The following is a 15,427-nucleotide window of genomic DNA, read 5'->3' as shown; positions in this document are numbered from 1 at the left end:
TTTTATGAAGGTTCTCTTAACAATCGCCGGCGGCGGGGAATGGACAGCCCCGCCGCCCCTGTGGTAAGATAGGGGTCAGAAAAGCGCAGCCGGCCCGGGTCGTGGGGCCGGGAGAGGGGGAGGGACACCGGTGTACGAAAAGTTGGGCGATTGGAGCCAGGTGTTGAAGGAGGAGTTTGCCAAGCCCTATTTTGGGGAGCTTGTGCGGCGGGTGCGGCAGGAGTACCGCACCGCCACCGTCTACCCACCGCAGGGGAGCGTCTTTCGCGCCTTTTTGATGACCCCCTACCAGCGGGTGCGGGTGGTCCTGCTGGGGCAGGACCCTTACCACGGCCCGGGCCAGGCCATGGGGATGAGCTTCTCGGTCCCCCCCGGCGTGCCGCTGCCCCCGTCTTTGCAAAACATCTATCAGGAGCTCTGGAACGACCTGGACATCCCCCCCTCGACCAGCGGCTACCTGGGCCCCTGGGCAGAGCAGGGGGTCTTCCTCTTGAACAGCAGCCTCACCGTGCGCAGGGGGCAGGCGGGGTCCCACCGGGCCCTGGGCTGGCAGCAGTTCACCGACGCGGTGATCGAAAAGCTGGGGGAGAGGGAAGCGCCCATGGTCTTTCTGCTCTGGGGGGCCGACGCCCGCTCCAAGGTGCCCCTCATCAAGGGGCCCCAGCACCTGATCCTGCAGGCCCCCCACCCCAGCCCCCTCTCGGCCTTCCGGGGATTTTTCGGCTGCCGCCACTTCTCCAAGGCCAACGCCTTTTTGCAGCAGCACTACGGCCAGGGCATCGACTGGGACCTCTCCCACCCGCCCCAGGAGCCGGCGCGGTGAGCGGCGGCAAGATCGCCCTTTAAAAGGATCCCGCCCCCATGGGCGGGGTCCTTTTTTATACCTGTTTGCGGGGAAGGGCGGGGGACGGGGCGGCGATGCGCGAAGTTGCCGCGGCCGTTTGGAGAGAGTGCAGCCCGGCTGTGGACGGCAGGGAGGCGCGGGGTGAAAAAGAAGAAAGATGGCCCCCCTTGGCTGCGGTACAGGGTGCGCGAGAGGCCGGGAAGGGCTGGCTGGGCGTCCGGCGCCGGTCGCTCCCCCAGCCCTTCCTCCCGAGGCGGCATATCGCCTGTGGAGATACCTGTTCACCCCTTTCTCTGTGGCGCTTGAGCGATCGCCTCGGATCGGGCGGTCCTTTCCGTCTCCGCCTTCTTTAAGGTGGGCCGCGGCGGGGCGATCAGCGCGACCTTGCAGTCCTCTCTGTGCTGGCGAAGGGGCACTGGGGAGGCTTCGGCGGGAAGGGGATGGAAGATTGGTTTGGCGGGGAGTGCCTGCCGGGATGGGAGGGGGGAGGTTGGATGGACGACCTCCCGAAAAATGATTTTGCCCAGAGGTTGACAGACGATCCACAAGGGTGTATTATTGTATTAATGACTTAGTACAATGGTACAATGGGCGGAAAGGAGCGGGGATATGTGGAAAATCGAGAGTGACCGGCCGATCTACCTGCAGCTGGTGGAGACCTTACAGCAGCAGATCCTGACCGGCGTCTACCCGCCGGGGGGCAAGCTCCCCTCGGTGCGGGACCTGGCCGCCGAGGCGGCGGTCAACCCCAACACCATGCAAAAGGCCCTGGGGGAGTTGGAGCGGCTAGGTCTGGTGTATGCCCAGCGCACGGCAGGCCGGTTCATCACCGACGACAGAGAGAGGCTGGAACAGATGAAAGAGCAGTTGGCCGCCGAGCAGGTGCAGATATTTTTGAAGAAGATGAGTGAGATGGGCCTTTCCCGGCAGGACGTCATCGCCCTGTTGGAGCGGGCGGAAAAGGAGATGGAGTGAGATGAACAGAGACGCCATTATCAGCTGTCAAGGGCTGCAAAAGCGCTACAGCTACAAGTTGGCCCTCAACGGGCTGACCCTGGAGATCCCCCGGGGGAAGATCGTGGGGCTTTTGGGGCCCAACGGCAGCGGCAAGACCACCTTTATCAAACTGGTCAGCGGGCTGTTGACCCCCACCGCCGGACAACTGCTGGTGGGGGGACACCGCCCGGGGATGGAGAGCAAGCGGATCGTCTCCTACCTGCCCGAGCGCACCTACCTCAACGACTGGATGCGGGTGGAGGGCATTCTGGAGATGTTCTCCGACTTCTACCCCGACTTCAACGAGGCCAAGGCGCGGGATATGCTGGCCCGCCTGGGTATCAACCTCAAAGACAAGCTCAAGACCATGTCCAAGGGCACCAAGGAGAAGGTGCAGCTGATTTTGGTCATGAGTCGGGAGGCAGAGCTCTACCTGCTGGATGAGCCCATCGGCGGGGTGGACCCCGCTGCCCGGGACTACATCCTCGACACCATCATCTCGAACTACAGCGAGAACGCCACCGTCCTCATCTCCACCCACCTGATCTCGGACATTGAAAAGGTGCTCGACGAGGTGGTCTTCATCAAAAACGGCCAGATGGTCCTGCAGTCCTCGGTGGACGACATCCGCGCGAGCCGGGGCATATCGGTGGACCAGCTGTTCAGGGAGGAATTCAGATGTTAGGGAAACTGATCAAATACGAGTTCAAGGCCACCGGGCGGCTGTTGCTGCCGGTGTACGGGGCGCTGCTGCTCATGGGCGGGGTGGTCAACCTGGGGCTGACGCTGCAGGGCAAGCTGCCGGTGCTCAAATTCGCCCAGGGGGTCCTCATCTTCGCCTATGTGGCCCTGATGGTGGCGGCATTCGCCCTCTCCTTCTTTGTGGTGATCTCCCGCTTTTACAAAAACCTCATCTGCGACGAGGGCTACCTGATGTTCACCTTGCCGGTCAAGGCCGGCACCCACCTGCTGGCGAAGACGGTGGTCTCCACCGTCTGGAGCGTGGGCACCTGTCTGGCGGCGGTGGGCTCCCTGCTGCTGATGGGGGCCGGGCACGGCATCATCAGCCAGCTGCCCGACGTGCTGCGGGCGGCCAATGTGGCCATGAAGGGCGAACTGGGGATGGGGATGAGCGAACTCCTCCTCTGGACCCTCTTCACGGTCCTGGTCTCGCTGGTGGTGACAAACCTCATGTGCTACCTCTCCATCTCCATCGGGCAGTTTGGGCGGGGCCACCGGATCCTCACCTCGGTGGGGGCCTATCTGGTCCTCAACGTGGTGATCCAGAGCATCTCCACCGTGGCGCTGCTCGTCGCCTGCCTCTTCACCGGGCTGGACTTCTTCGGCGACGTCCCCCTGGGGCAGATGGCCGGCTTCCTGCGGATGGTCTTCGCCCTCTCCATCGGCCTCAACGTCTTTTTCGGCGGCTGCTTCTACGCGGGCTCCAACTTCATCCTCTCCAGAAAGCTCAATCTGGAGTAGGACATCGGGATACAGCGGAGAGAGGAGGGGATTCCCCTGAAGCGGATACGGTTGTCGGCCCTGCGCCGGTTGACCCGGTTGCTGGCCGCCCTGGCGGGGGCCGCCGGGCTGGTGCTGGGCATCTGGGCCCTGCTTTCGGCCCGGGTCTCGGCGGGGGGACTGCTCCTCTGCGCCCTGGCCTGCGGAGTGATGTTGGCCCCCAACCTGGCCCTCATGGGGCGAAAATAGGGGGAGTGTTTTCCCCGCAATCGGCAAAGACCGGCCCTCTCTGGGGGCCGGTCTTTGTGCTGGGGCGGGCGGGAGTTGCCCCCCAGGGCCGCGGGGGGCAGTGGACGGGCGGGGGACTGAAAAGCGCCCCCGCCCACAGGGGGCGAAGGCGCTTGGGAGAGGCGGGGAGGGGGTCAGCCGTTTGCCTTGGCGGCCTCGGCGAAGGTGTTGTTGACCAGGTTGTCGTAGTCGGCCTTCTGCTTGAGCTCGCCCGCTTCGGTCATCACGTCCTGCAGCCGCTCAAAGGACTCCCGCTCCATCACCGGGTCGGTGGACCAGGCGTCGATGTCCTTGTAGTGCTGCACCACGGTGGTCAAAAGCTCCACGTCGGTGTCGGCAAAGGAGGGGGCGATGGCCTCGGCCACCTCTTTGGCGCTGTGGCTCTGCACCCACTGCTGGCCTTTGTAGACGGCGTTGGTGAACCGCTGCACCAGGTCGGGGTTTTTCTCGATAAAGTCCTTGCTGGCAAAGTAGGCGGTGTAGGGGATCTCGCCGCTCTCCTCGCCGATGGAGGCCACGATGTAGCCGCGGCCCTCCTTCTCCAGCATGGAGGCGGTGGGCTCGAAGAGGGCGACATAGTCGCCGTTGCCGCCGGTGAAGGCGCCGGCCATGGCCGAGAACTGGATGCTGTCGTCCAGCGTCAGGTCGGTGCCGGGGATGAGGCCGTTCTGGCGCAGGACGTGGCCCAGGGTCATGTAGGGGACGCCGCCCTTGCGGCCGGGCAGCAGCGTGGTGCCCTTGAGTTTGGACCAACTGAAGTTGTCGTCCTTCTCCCGGCCCACCAGGAAGGAGCCGTCCCGCTTGGTCAGCTGGGCGAAGATCTGGCTGTAGTTTTCCTTGCCCTCGTTGTAGATGTAGATGGCGGCTTCCGGCCCGCCGAAGCCGACGTCGATGGAGCCGGAGAGGACGCCGGTCATCACCTTGTCGGTGCCCTGGCCGACCGACAGGTCGATGTCGATGCCCTCCTCCTCGAAGAAGCCCAGGTTGATGGCGGCGTACTGGGGGGCGTAGAAGACCGAGTGGGTGACCTCGTTGACGGTGACCTTGGTCAGGGCCTTGTCGCCCTCGCCCTTCTTCTCGCCGCAGCCGGTGAAGGCGCCCAGCGCCAGGGCGGCCGCCAGGGTGCCCGCGGCCAGGCGGGCGGTGCGGGTTTGCCAGCTTTTTTTCTGCATACTATGTATCTCCCTTTCCTGTTGGATTTGTGAAGCGGGGTTACGACGCAGTCTATGTAAAAATGGGCCCCGGGGTTCCCCTTTTGGCGGAAAAATCGACCGATCGGTTGTCCTTTTGGGGAAAAGGGAGTATCCTTTTTGGTACAGACATCCGCCCGCCGGGGCGCCAAAAAGGAGCGATCGCCGTGAAGGATTTTGTCAGAGAGGACCTGCTCCTCTCCCTCTGCGGGCTGTGCTGCGGCCTCTGCCCGATGCAGCTGGGCGGCCACTGTCCCGGCTGCGGCGGGGGGCCGGGCAACCAGCCCTGCGCCATTGCCCGCTGCAGTGGGGAGCACGGCGGGGTGGCCTACTGCTCCCTCTGCGACGAGTACCCCTGCCGGCGGTACGCGCAGCCGGAGCCCTTTGACTCCTTTATCACCCACCGCAACCGGCGGGAAAACCTGGCGCGGGTGCGGGAGATCGGCACCGCCGCCTTTCGCGCCGAGCAGGAGGAGCGGCGGGCCGCCCTCGACGAGCTGTTGGCCGGCTACAACGACGGCCGGCGCAAGACCTTTTTCTGCCTGGCCTGCAACCTGCTGGAGTGCGGGGAAATCCGCGGGGCGCTGGCGCGGCTGCGGGAGGAGACATCGCCCCGGCAGCCCCTCAAGGAGCGGGCCGCGCTGGCGGTGGGATTGTTGGAGGGGGCTGCCGCCCGCCAGGGGGTGACCCTCAAGCTGCGCCGCAAGCCCCGGGAGAAGAGGGGGTAGGCGGTCGCCCCTCAGGGGGGACGCGGAGCGAAATGTCCGCGGTTGCCGCTTGGCGGGCGGGTGGCGGGTCGTCCCCCTGCGCGGGGCGGGTGGGTCGAAATGGCACCCCGGCGAAGCCTGTGGTTGGGAAAGGGAGGCTCGCTCCTTCCCCGGGGTAGGTGGGTCAAAAAAGCGGTGGGCTGTGGAGGCAATTTGCGCATCCATGGTCTCACCCCTCCCGCGGGAGGGGCGGGCAAAACGGCTGGAATGCGGCCGGGGCCGGCGGGGTGCGGGGGCGGGGCGCGCCCAGCCGGGGGAGGGGGGCTTTTGCCGGCGGTGGAAGTCTTTTCGCTGTTCCTGTCTCCTGCGGGGGGGGGAGGTTAAAATACCCAAACTGCCGGTGCGCCCATCGCCCGGCGTTGTCTCCTCCCGTGGGAGGGGCAAATCGAAATAGCATGGTGCCGGGGTGTGGGTCTTGGGCCTTCGGCGATCCCCTGCGCGGGGGTACGGATTCAATTTCGGGAGCAAGGGCGCGATGGTGGAGAGAGGCGTCGCCCCCGCGCGGAGCGAGTGGATTGAAATGACAGTGGACAAAGAAAAACTGACCGAGACCATAGTCTCGCTCCACGCGGGGGGGTGCGGATCGGATTTTGCCGCACTTGGCCCGGCGCAACTGGTTTGGGGCGGTACACCCCACACGGGTGCGTGGATTGAAGTTTTTCGTCTTCGCAAAAGGGTAACTCGTGCTTGTGGTCGCACCCCACACGGGTATGTGGGTGGAAGTGCGAATATTGATACCGCGGTGCCCTCTGTCGCAAATCGCCCCCGGCGCGGGGGAAGGGGAAGCGAAGGTTGGGCAATACCGGCGTTTGGCCGGTCGCCCCTCTGCGGGGGCGGGAGAGAGGGGGAGAAGGGATGGCCATTCAAATTGCCGCCCTGGCGATCTTGGCGGCCTTTTACGGCGTCTACCTGGGCAAGATGCTGGCCCAGCGCAGGCGGGGGATCCGCACCGACCAGATGGCCCGGGGGAACAAGAGGGGGCGGCTTTTCTGGACCGAGTTGCTGCTGAAGGGGACCACCTACGCCGTGGCCCTGGCCGAGGCGGCCTGCGCCCTGGCCGACTGGAACAGCGCCCCCACCTGGCTGCGCTGGCTGGGGTTGGGGCTGGCGGCCGCGGGGGTCGGGGTGTTTGCCGCCTCGGCCTACACCATGCGCGACAGCTGGCGGGCGGGCATCCCCCGGGAGGGGGAGACCGAGTTGGTCACCGCCGGCATCTACCGCTTTAGCCGCAACCCGGCCTTTCTCGGTTTTGACCTGACCTATCTGGGGCTGCTGCTGGCCTTTTGGAACCCCCTCCTCCTCGCCCTCTCCTGCCTGGCGGCGGTGCTCCTGCACCTGCAGATCTTGCAGGAGGAGGCCTTTCTCCCCGCCGCCTTTGGCCCGGCCTACGCCCGCTACCGCAGCCGGGTCTGCCGCTACCTAGGCAGGCGGCGGCCGCGCTAGAGAGAAAAACGGCGCCCCTTCCCGGCTGTGGACGGGGCGCCGTTTGGGTGAGGGGGAGATGCGGACCTTGGCGGTCGGCTGTCTCGCCCGCCGTCTTTTGGCACGCCGCGGGGCAAAGGGAAGGGGCGTTTTTTTGAAAAAGGGGTTGTAGTGTTCCCACACTTCGCTATACTGGCAGTAGCGGCGCTGCTCAAAAACGAATTGGGAGGAAATGACCGTGCAAAATGCAACCCATCTGACCCTGTCGCCCATCGGCGTTGTCCGCGCCGAGGGCGGCGCCTTTCGCCTGGAGGTGGCGCCGCCCTATCGCCCTGCCCTCGCCGGGCTGGAAGGCTTTTCCCACCTGCAGATCCTCTGGTGGTTCTCCGGCTGCGAGGACGCGCGTTCCCGCGCCAGCCGCACCGAGGAGGCCCCCTACCGGCACGGACCGGCCCTGCTGGGAACCTTCGCCACCCGCTCCCCCCGGCGGCCCAACCCCATCGCCCTCTCCTGCGCGGGGGTGTTGGAGATAGACCGGGAGAGGGGCGTTCTCGTCCTGGACTACCTGGACGCCGAGGACGGCAGCCCGGTGCTCGACATCAAGCCCTATCTGCCCAGCCTCGACCGGGTGGCGGCTCCGGATGTGCCCGGCTGGTGCGCCCACTGGCCGGCCAGTGTGGAGGAGAGCGGCGACTTTGACTGGGGAGCGGAGTTCTCCTTTTAGTTGTTGGGCCTGCGATGAGGGCCCTTGTTTGCCCCGCGCCGTCGCGGGCCAAAGAGAAAAGGGGACGCCAACCGGCGTCCCCTTTTGGGCTGTCCACCCCTTTTTCGTCGTTTGCGAGGAAGGGCCTCTGACCTGCCAAGGGGGAGACGGCTTGTATCGCAGGGGGCCTCTGTCCGATTTGTGGTTTGAGGGTGCGGCCTGGAGGCGCGTTTTGCAGTTGGGCACGGTCGGGCCCTTTCCTCTGCTCTTTATCGAGAAGTGGGGCGGCGTCCCCATTGGGGGGCGTTGACGGGGTGTGGGCGATGCCCCGACCGGTGAAAGGAAAAGAGAGCAGCGGCGGACAGATCCTTTGTTGGAGGAAATCTGCCCGCCGCTGTTTGTTTGGTGGATGGAGGGGCTTGCACCGCCCCTTTAGGCGGTGTGTTGGAGCCGCCGGTCGACCCACTTTTCCAGCAGGACGACGCACTGGTAGAGCAGGGCCGCCACCACCGCCAGGATAAAGACGCCGGTCATCACCAGATCCATCTGAAAGACCTGGCCGCCGTAGACGATGAGGTAGCCCAGCCCGGCTTTGGAGACCAAGAACTCGCCGGCGATGACCCCCACCAGCGAGAGGCCGATGTTGACCTTGAGGGAGTTGAAGAGGGTGTGCAGGTTGGAGGGAAAGACCACCTTGGAGAAGAGCTGCCAGCGGGTGGCGCCGAAGGTGCGCACCATCTTGATGGTCTCTTTGTCGGTGTTGAGAAAGCCGTTCAGCATCTCCATCACCGTGACGATGAGGGAGATGGCCAGGGCCATGACGATGATGGCCTGGGTGCCCGCCCCCACCCAGATGATGATGACCGGACCCAGGGCGATTTTGGGCAGGGAGTTGAGCACCACCAGGTAGGGCTCGGAGACTTTGGAGAGAAAGGGGGACCACCAGAGCAGGACCGCCAGCCCCACCCCCAGCCCGGTGCCCAGCAAAAAGCCGATCAGCGTCTCGTAACAGGTGACGCCGATATGTAGGGCCAGGTTGTTGTTGGACGCGTTCATCAGCGTCTTGACGATGCGGGACGGCTGGCTCATGACGAAGGCGTCGATGACGCCGACGCGGGCCAACACCTCCCACAGGGCCAAAAGAAAAACCAGGATGAGCACCTGGCAGAGCCGGATGTTCACCTTCCGGCGCCGAATTTTTTTGAGATAGACGGCCCGCTCTTTGGAGATGGCCGCAGTGGTTGTCATCATTGGTTCAACTCCTTCCAAATCAGGTTGAAGTAGTGGCTGAACTGCGGGTTGTTGCGCCGCTGCAGGGGGGGCAGGCCGGGCTGGTCGAACTCCACCTGGTGCACCGCCTTGACCACCGAGGGCCGGGCCGAGAGGACGATGATTCGATCGGACATGCTGATGGCCTCGGGGATGTCGTGGGTCACCATCAGGGTGGTTTTGCCCTCCTTTTTGAGGATGCGGTAGATGTCGTCGGTCACCGTGAGCCGGGTCTGGTAGTCCAGGGCCGAGAAGGCCTCGTCCAGCAGCAGGATCTGGGGGTTGACCGCCAGGGTGCGGATCAGGGCCGCCCGCTGGCGCATCCCCCCCGAGAGCTGCGAGGGGTACTTGTTTCGGAATTCGTAGAGCTCGTAGGTCTTTAGGAGCTTCATGGTCCGCTCCCGGCTCTCCTCGTTGAGCATCCCCCGGATCTCCAGCCCCAGGGTGGCGTTTCGCCAGATGGTGCGCCAGTCCAGCAGATTGTCCTTTTGCAGCATATAGCCGATCTGCCCGCTGATGCCGCTGACCGGCTCGCCCTCGATGCAGACGGTGCCGTGGGTGGGCTGGTCCAGCCCCGCTATGATGGAGAGGAGGGTCGATTTGCCGCAGCCACTGGGGCCGACAATGCTGATAAATTCGCCCTCTTTTACCTGAAAGCTGACATTTTCAATGGCAGTCACTTCGCCGTTGTGCGCCTGATAGGTCTGGGACACTCGGTCCACTTTCAATATCGCGTCCATGCAATCACCTCGATTGTTTACCACAGTATATACGCCGCCCCCCCTGCGCGTCACAGCGGCGGGGGGCGGCGTTCGCCCCCTGTGCTGTTGGGCCCTCTCTTTACAAGGGCTCTGCCGTGGGAGGAAAAGGGGGGAGTGGTTCCTCTGGACGCAGGGGAGAGCTGAAGTTTTGTCCTAGCAGGCCGCCCGCCCAGCGGAGGCCCTGCTGCGCAGCGGGAGGATAGCGGCGGGGCGCTCCTGTTGTGCCGCTGCACCCTGTCCGGCGGCGGCACAATGGCGGTCTGTACAGGCGGCGCGGAAGGCCGGATGGACGAATGGGGGATGGCTGCTTCTGTGCGGTGCGCCGGATCGTCCGACCGGTGCGGGGTGCCGGGTGGATAGGTGGTGGAATGGCTGCTTCTGTGCAGTGTGCCAGATTGCCCGGGTGATACGGGGTTCCGGGGGAGCGGACGGAGAATGGGTATTTCTACGCGGGATACCGGGCGGACGGGCGTTGGGATGGCTGCTTCTGTGAGGTGTGCTGGTTTGCCTGGGCGAGAGGGGAGGGGCAGGCGACGGCCCTCCCCGATGCCGCCCGCCTGGAAAGCGACTGCCCGCCTAGGGCGCAGCGCGCACCGGCCGGGCAATTTCGGCGCGGCGGAGAGAGGGGAACAGCGGAAGGCAAATTGCGAAAGAGGGCGATTTGTGGTATAATAATTTTGATTTTGTAAGTAAAAACAGACGAGAACAAAAGGGGGAGTTCACATGAGAGAACCGATGAAGACCATCAAGAGCTTTCAGGTCGACCACACCAAGCTGCAAAAGGGGCTGTACCTGTCCCGCGTCGACGGGGACTGCGTCACCTACGACATCCGCATGTGCACCCCCAACGGCGGCATCTACCTGCAAAACGCGGGGCTGCACACCTTTGAACACCTCTTCGCCACCTATGTGCGCAACAGCGCCCACTCCGACGAGGTCGTCTATGTGGGGCCCATGGGCTGCCGCACCGGCTTTTACTTTATCGCCCGCGACAGCATGAGCCGCCAGCAGGTGCTGGACCTGCTGCGGGAGACCTTCCTCTTCATCTCGGAATTCGTGGGCCAGATTCCCGGCGCCAGCAAGCCCGAGTGCGGCAACTACCTGGACCACGACCTGAACCAGGCCAAGGCCTACGCCCGCACCATCTGCCAGGTGCTCGAGGGCTGGACCCCCGAGCGGATGGACTACGAGGGATAGGGGGCGGCGGCTTTGGAATGGGATTTGACAGAGCTGACCGAACAGGCGCGCCGGGCGGCGCGGGAACTCTGCGAGGCGGCGGCCCTCCGCCCCGGCGACCTGCTGGTGGTGGGCTGCTCCTCCAGCGAGGTGACCGGGCACGCCATCGGCTCCTTTTCCAGCACCCAGGTGGCCGATGCCCTCTTTGAGGGCATCTTCCCGGTGCTCTCCAAACAGGGGGTCTATCTGGCGGCTCAGTGCTGCGAGCACCTCAACCGCGCCCTCATCGTGGAGGAGGAGGCCGCCCGCGCCCACCGGCTGGAGGTGGTCAACGCCGTCCCCCAGCCCAAGGCGGGGGGCGCCTTTGCCACCGCGGCCTACCGGGAGTTTTCCCGCCCGGTGGCGGTGGAGCGGGTACAGGCCCAGGCGGGGATGGACATCGGCGACACCCTCATCGGGATGCACCTGCAGCCGGTGGCGGTGCCGGTGCGTCTGAGCCTGCGGGCCATCGGCCAGGCCAATCTGGTCTGCGCCCGCACCCGGCCCCGGTACATCGGCGGCGAGCGCGCCCACTACGACCCCGCCCTGGGGTGATGGGCGGAGAAGAGGGCAAAAAAGCAAAACCGCCGGTGAAACGGACGGTCTGCGCCGGACCTGAACGGGCGTCATACAGGCGTCGCCTCTGAGTGAGCGGCGGCGTTTGGCGGGCACATGGTACCCGCCGCCCCTGGCAAACCGGCGATCCGGGAGGCCGTTCCCCGTGGTGGCTACGCGGGGAGCGGTTTTTTGTGACTTTGCGCTCTTTCTGTTCAGGGGGGCGAGCGCAATGGGGTGCCCCCGGCGGGGGACATTGAAATGAGGGCGGGCATGCCATCAACGAGAGAGGGCCGGGCGGATTTCGCCCGGCCCTCTCTCGTTTTGGGTGGAGGAGGATGTCAAAATTGTTGGGATGGGGGATTTATGGAGAGAGCGTGGGGTGTTTTGTGAAAAGGGGAAGAAAGGCGTCGATCGGGAGAAAATGAAAAATTGGACAAGTTGCCCGTTGTGCGGAGAAAAGTATAGTAAAAATATCTATTGAAAAGAAGAAAAAAATAGGTGTTGTGAAATGGTGTACAAGGGAAAAACAATTTTTTTGTGCACCATTTGAGGCGAGGGGAAAGCCGCCTGGAGAGAGGGAAAAAATGACCGGTGCGCTTTGTGGGGAGCGCACAACCGGTTGGGAGGGTGGGGAGGGGCGAGGAGGAGTTTTGTACAAATAAACAAATCTGCCTGTGGCCATTTGGTAGAAATAAATGAAGGGTTATTGACAGGGGAGGGGGCGGCGGCTATCTTAGGAAGCAGCAAGAGCCGCAGCCGTCCCACCGGGGCGGCGCGGGAAAAAAGGAGGCTTTCCTGTGAGAAAGTATATCGCATCTGGACTGGCTGCCCTGCTGGCGCTGTCCGCCGTTTTGACCGGCTGTGGAAAGGGCGAGGGGGACGCCAAGGGCGGCGAGAGCAGCAGTGGCGGGGAGAAGAAGATCGCCAGCGTCTGCTACGTCACCGACATGTTGGGGGACAAGTCCTTCTCCGACATTGCCAACGAGGGGCTGGTCAAGGCCGGCAAGGACTTTGGGCTGGAGGTCAAGACCATCGAGTACGGCACCGACAAGTCGAAGATGGAGCCCTCCATGCTGGACGCGGCCGAGAACTTTGATTTGGTGTTCTTTTACAGCGGCGAGCTGCTGGAGGTGGTGCAGCGCTACGCCGAAGACTACCCGGACGTGAAGTTTGTGGGCTTTGACATCGACCCCACCAAGGAGGCGGGCCACCCCAACGTCTTCTGCCTGACCTATGCCCAGAACGAGGGCGATTTCCTGGCCGGGGCCCTGGCGGCCAAAATCTCCAAGACCGGCACCATCGGCTATGTGGCGGGGCGGGAGTCCCCGGTCATCAACGACTTCCTGGTGGGCTACATCGAGGGCGCCCAGCACGCCGACCCCAGCAGCAAGGTGGCCTTCTCCTACATCGGCGACTTTGTGAACACCGCCAAGGCCAAGGAGCTGGCCCTGCTGCAGATCCAGCAGAACAAGGCCGACGTCATCCACCAGGTGGCCGCCGGCGCCGGGCTGGGTGTCTTTGAGGCCGCGGCCGACAACCCGGGCACCTGGACCATCGGCGTGGACGCCGACCAGCGGAACTTCTTCATCGACTCCAAGCCCGAGGTGGCCGACGTCATCCTCACCTCGATGATGAAGCGCAACGACATCACCCTTTACGACATCATTGAAAAGACCTGCGACGGCAGCGCCGACTTCTACGGCACCAACGAGACCTGGGGCATCCCCGAAGGGGTGGTGGTCCTGGTGGAGAACGACTACTACAAACAAAACACCCCGCAGGATGTGCAGGACTACGTCAAGGAGTGCGAGAGCAAGGTCACCAGCGGCGAAATCAAGGTGTCGACTGCCTACGGCATGGACCAGGATACCCTTAATGAGATGAGAAACAAGGTCAAGGCCTAACGGCGATTTTTGTGAAATGAGGCGATCGTTTGCCCAAGAAAGTGATATTGGATGTGGACACCGGGCCGGATGACGCCGTCGCCATCATCGCCGCCCTACTGGCCCCCGAGCTGGAGGTCGTGGGCATCTGCTCGGTCAACGGCAACCGGGAGGTGGCCCTCACCACCGACAACACCCTGCGGGTCAAGGCGTTGATGGGGGCCGACGTGCCGGTCTACCGGGGCTGTGAGTACCCCCTGGTGGCCACCCTCACCCCCGGGCGGCGGCCGGGCATCCCCCGCCGAGAGGGGCAGATCCGCCCCACCGGCTCCCGCATCCAGGGGGACCATCTCCCCTTCCCCGCCACCGACCTGACAGAGGAGCCGGAATCCGCCGTCACCTGGCTGGTGGACACCCTGCTACACGCCGAGGAGAAAATCACCCTCATCCCCGTCGGTCCCCTGACCAACCTGGCGGTGGCCCTGCGGGCGGCCCCCCGCATTGCCGAGCACATCGAGGAGGTCGTCCTCATGGGGGGCGGACACCGCGTTCAAAACACCACCCCCATGACCGAGTACAACGTCTGGGTCGACCCCGAGGCGCTGGAGGTGGTGCTGCAGTCGGGCTGCAAGGTGACGGTGGTGCCCCTGGACGCCACCATGGAGTGCTACCTCACCCAGGCGGACGCCGACGAGATCCGCGGCTTTGGCGGACCGGGGGCGGAGGCGGTGGCCTTTCTGGTGGACGAGTGGCTGCGGGACTACCGGGACGACCCGGCCATGAAGGGATACCCCGGGGTCCCCGTCCACGACGCCCTGGCCGTCTGCGCGGCCATCGACCCCAGCATCCTCACCGACCTGCGGCCGGTCTGCTGCCACGTGGACATTGCCGGCGGGTACGCCGACGGGCAGACCTGTTTGGACCTGCGGGCCCGGCTGGAAAAGGAGGGGGCCAACTGCCTCTTCGCCTTCCACGCCGACCGGGAGAAGTTTGCCGCCACCCTCAAGAAGATCCTCAAAAACGGCTGATGAATTGACTCCCCAGCGGGGGGGAAGCGCAGCGGGAAACCGCCCTGCGCTTCCCCCCTTTTGCCGCCTGCGCGGTCGGCATTGAACCCCGCCGCCGGGGGTGGTACAATGGGCGCAGAGGCGCGGCCGCAGAGACGCGCGGAGAAGGGAAGGGTTGCAGTTGTACAAGGTGGTAGACAGCGAACGGGGATGGGATCTGGTGAGGGGGGAGTACCTGCCCGGCTGCCGGTGGGCGGCGGCCCCCAGCTTTTCGGGCTGCCCGGTGGACCCGGGCAACCTGGGCAAGGTGATCTTTGACGAGGAGCGGATGTCCCTGGTGCGGGCCCTGCAGGAGCCGGGGGTCTGCTCCCCCGAGCTGCCCGGCTATGTCTTTCACGAGCGCCGGGCCGAGATCGAGTACCTGAGCGCGGGGGAGGGGGTCGCCTCCTACCCGGACGGGAGCAGCCACCCGGTGGCGGCGGGGGACTGCCTCTTCCACCGGGAGGGGCAGCCCCACCGGCTGCTCTGCACCGGCGGGGAGGGGCTGGAGCTCTGCGTGGGACTCAATGGCACCGACAGCGAGCGATACCCCGGCCAGCTGGGCCAGAGCCGGGGGGAGTGGAAACCGGATGTCCCCTACCGCGAGGAGGGGGGCTACCGGGTGCTGCCGGCGGGCCGGGGGCCGGACTGGGACGGCTGGGGCCCGGGCTGCCAGCTCACCCTGACCTGCGAGAGCCCCGGCCTCACCTCGGCCCGGGCGCTGGTGGGGCCGGAGGCGGCCTTTGCGGGGGGCTTTTGCCAAAACGACGGGGCCGACGAGATGGCCCTGGTGGTGGGGGGCGAGGGGCTGCTGCTCCTCCCCGACCGCATCCTCCCCCTGTGCAAGAACACCGCCTACTACCTCTTTGCTGGGCAGCCCTACAAGCTGGCCGCCACCGGCGGGGCGCTGGAGCTGTTTGTCTACTGGTCGGTCTCCTCGACGGGGGAGATCGGGCGGCGGGAAAGCGAGCTGGCCTTTTAGAGGGGGACGGGCGCGGGGCCCGGACAACGTTCGATACGGGCG

General features: G+C 65.0%; 16 protein-coding genes. 13 read left to right on the top strand and 3 right to left on the bottom strand.

The window, feature by feature from the left end; all coding sequences use genetic code 11:
* Positions 1–130: 130 nt before the first annotated feature.
* The 5 genes from ung (at position 131) to GT748_RS09790 (ending at position 3,550) form a co-directional block, all read left to right on the top strand.
* Positions 131–823, top strand: a complete 693-nt coding sequence (ung, locus tag GT748_RS09810; RefSeq protein ID WP_021660688.1) for a uracil-DNA glycosylase — start codon at positions 131–133, stop codon at positions 821–823.
* Positions 824–1,453: 630 nt separating this feature from the next.
* Positions 1,454–1,819 (top strand): GntR family transcriptional regulator, encoded by a 366-nt coding sequence (locus tag GT748_RS09805; protein ID WP_044993078.1) that lies wholly within the window; start codon positions 1,454–1,456, stop codon positions 1,817–1,819.
* A 1-nt stretch (position 1,820) separates the two neighbouring features.
* Positions 1,821–2,525: an ABC transporter ATP-binding protein gene (locus GT748_RS09800; protein ID WP_021660684.1), complete on the top strand. Its 705-nt coding sequence runs from the start codon at positions 1,821–1,823 to the stop codon at positions 2,523–2,525.
* Positions 2,519–3,322, top strand: coding sequence for a hypothetical protein (locus tag GT748_RS09795; protein ID WP_021660683.1), 804 nt, complete (start codon positions 2,519–2,521; stop codon positions 3,320–3,322). Before GT748_RS09800 ends, GT748_RS09795 begins: the two co-directional genes overlap by 7 nt.
* A 51-nt stretch (positions 3,323–3,373) precedes the next feature.
* Positions 3,374–3,550 carry a hypothetical protein gene (locus GT748_RS09790; RefSeq protein ID WP_021660682.1) on the top strand — a complete coding sequence of 59 codons (177 nt, stop codon included), beginning with the start codon at positions 3,374–3,376 and terminating at the stop codon, positions 3,548–3,550.
* Between the two features lie 173 nt (positions 3,551–3,723).
* On the opposite strand, the gene GT748_RS09785 is transcribed toward GT748_RS09790, so the two are convergent.
* Positions 3,724–4,761: an ABC transporter substrate-binding protein gene (locus GT748_RS09785; protein ID WP_021660681.1), complete on the bottom strand. Its 1,038-nt coding sequence runs from the start codon at positions 4,759–4,761 to the stop codon at positions 3,724–3,726.
* A gap of 185 nt (positions 4,762–4,946) precedes the next feature.
* Between GT748_RS09785 and GT748_RS09780 the strand changes: the two genes are divergently transcribed.
* From GT748_RS09780 to GT748_RS09770, 3 genes are all read left to right on the top strand, one after another.
* Positions 4,947–5,507: a DUF3795 domain-containing protein gene (locus GT748_RS09780; protein ID WP_044993077.1), complete on the top strand. Its 561-nt coding sequence runs from the start codon at positions 4,947–4,949 to the stop codon at positions 5,505–5,507.
* Positions 5,508–6,401: 894 nt separating this feature from the next.
* The gene (locus GT748_RS09775; RefSeq protein WP_021660679.1) at positions 6,402–6,989 is read left to right on the top strand and encodes a methyltransferase family protein; all 588 of its coding nucleotides are present in this window, start codon (positions 6,402–6,404) and stop codon (positions 6,987–6,989) included.
* 217 nt (positions 6,990–7,206) lie between these two features.
* Complete coding sequence (locus GT748_RS09770; RefSeq protein WP_353590610.1) at positions 7,207–7,692, top strand: SAM-dependent methyltransferase; 486 nt, start codon at positions 7,207–7,209, stop codon at positions 7,690–7,692.
* Positions 7,693–8,103: 411 nt separating this feature from the next.
* On the opposite strand, the gene GT748_RS09765 is transcribed toward GT748_RS09770, so the two are convergent.
* Both GT748_RS09765 and GT748_RS09760 read right to left on the bottom strand, forming a co-directional pair.
* Positions 8,104–8,922, bottom strand: coding sequence for an ABC transporter permease (locus GT748_RS09765; RefSeq protein WP_021660676.1), 819 nt, complete (start codon positions 8,920–8,922; stop codon positions 8,104–8,106).
* The gene (locus GT748_RS09760; RefSeq protein WP_021660675.1) at positions 8,919–9,680 is read right to left on the bottom strand and encodes an ABC transporter ATP-binding protein; all 762 of its coding nucleotides are present in this window, start codon (positions 9,678–9,680) and stop codon (positions 8,919–8,921) included. The genes GT748_RS09765 and GT748_RS09760 overlap by 4 nt, the downstream gene beginning before the upstream one ends.
* A gap of 756 nt (positions 9,681–10,436) precedes the next feature.
* Here GT748_RS09760 and GT748_RS09755 point away from each other — a divergent pair.
* The 5 genes from GT748_RS09755 (at position 10,437) to GT748_RS09735 (ending at position 15,385) form a co-directional block, all read left to right on the top strand.
* A complete protein-coding gene (locus GT748_RS09755) occupies positions 10,437–10,898 on the top strand; it encodes an S-ribosylhomocysteine lyase (protein ID WP_161213565.1) in 462 nt (153 codons plus the stop codon).
* A gap of 12 nt (positions 10,899–10,910) precedes the next feature.
* The gene (locus GT748_RS09750; RefSeq protein ID WP_021660672.1) at positions 10,911–11,471 is read left to right on the top strand and encodes a TIGR01440 family protein; all 561 of its coding nucleotides are present in this window, start codon (positions 10,911–10,913) and stop codon (positions 11,469–11,471) included.
* An 800-nt stretch (positions 11,472–12,271) separates the two neighbouring features.
* Entirely contained in the window at positions 12,272–13,378 is a 1,107-nt protein-coding gene (locus GT748_RS09745) for a BMP family ABC transporter substrate-binding protein (RefSeq protein WP_021660669.1), read from the top strand.
* 29 nt (positions 13,379–13,407) lie between these two features.
* On the top strand, positions 13,408–14,385 hold the full coding sequence (locus tag GT748_RS09740; RefSeq protein ID WP_073261120.1) for a nucleoside hydrolase: 978 nt from the start codon (positions 13,408–13,410) through the stop codon (positions 14,383–14,385).
* Between the two features lie 154 nt (positions 14,386–14,539).
* Entirely contained in the window at positions 14,540–15,385 is an 846-nt protein-coding gene (locus GT748_RS09735; RefSeq protein WP_143161615.1) for a hypothetical protein, read from the top strand.
* The last annotated feature ends 42 nt before the right edge of the window (positions 15,386–15,427 follow it).

Origin of the sequence: Bittarella massiliensis (ex Durand et al. 2017) (assembly GCF_009876955.1) — a bacterium.
Taxonomy (GTDB): domain Bacteria; phylum Bacillota; class Clostridia; order Oscillospirales; family Ruminococcaceae; genus Bittarella; species Bittarella massiliensis.
This window is presented reverse-complemented; position numbering and strand designations above follow the sequence as displayed.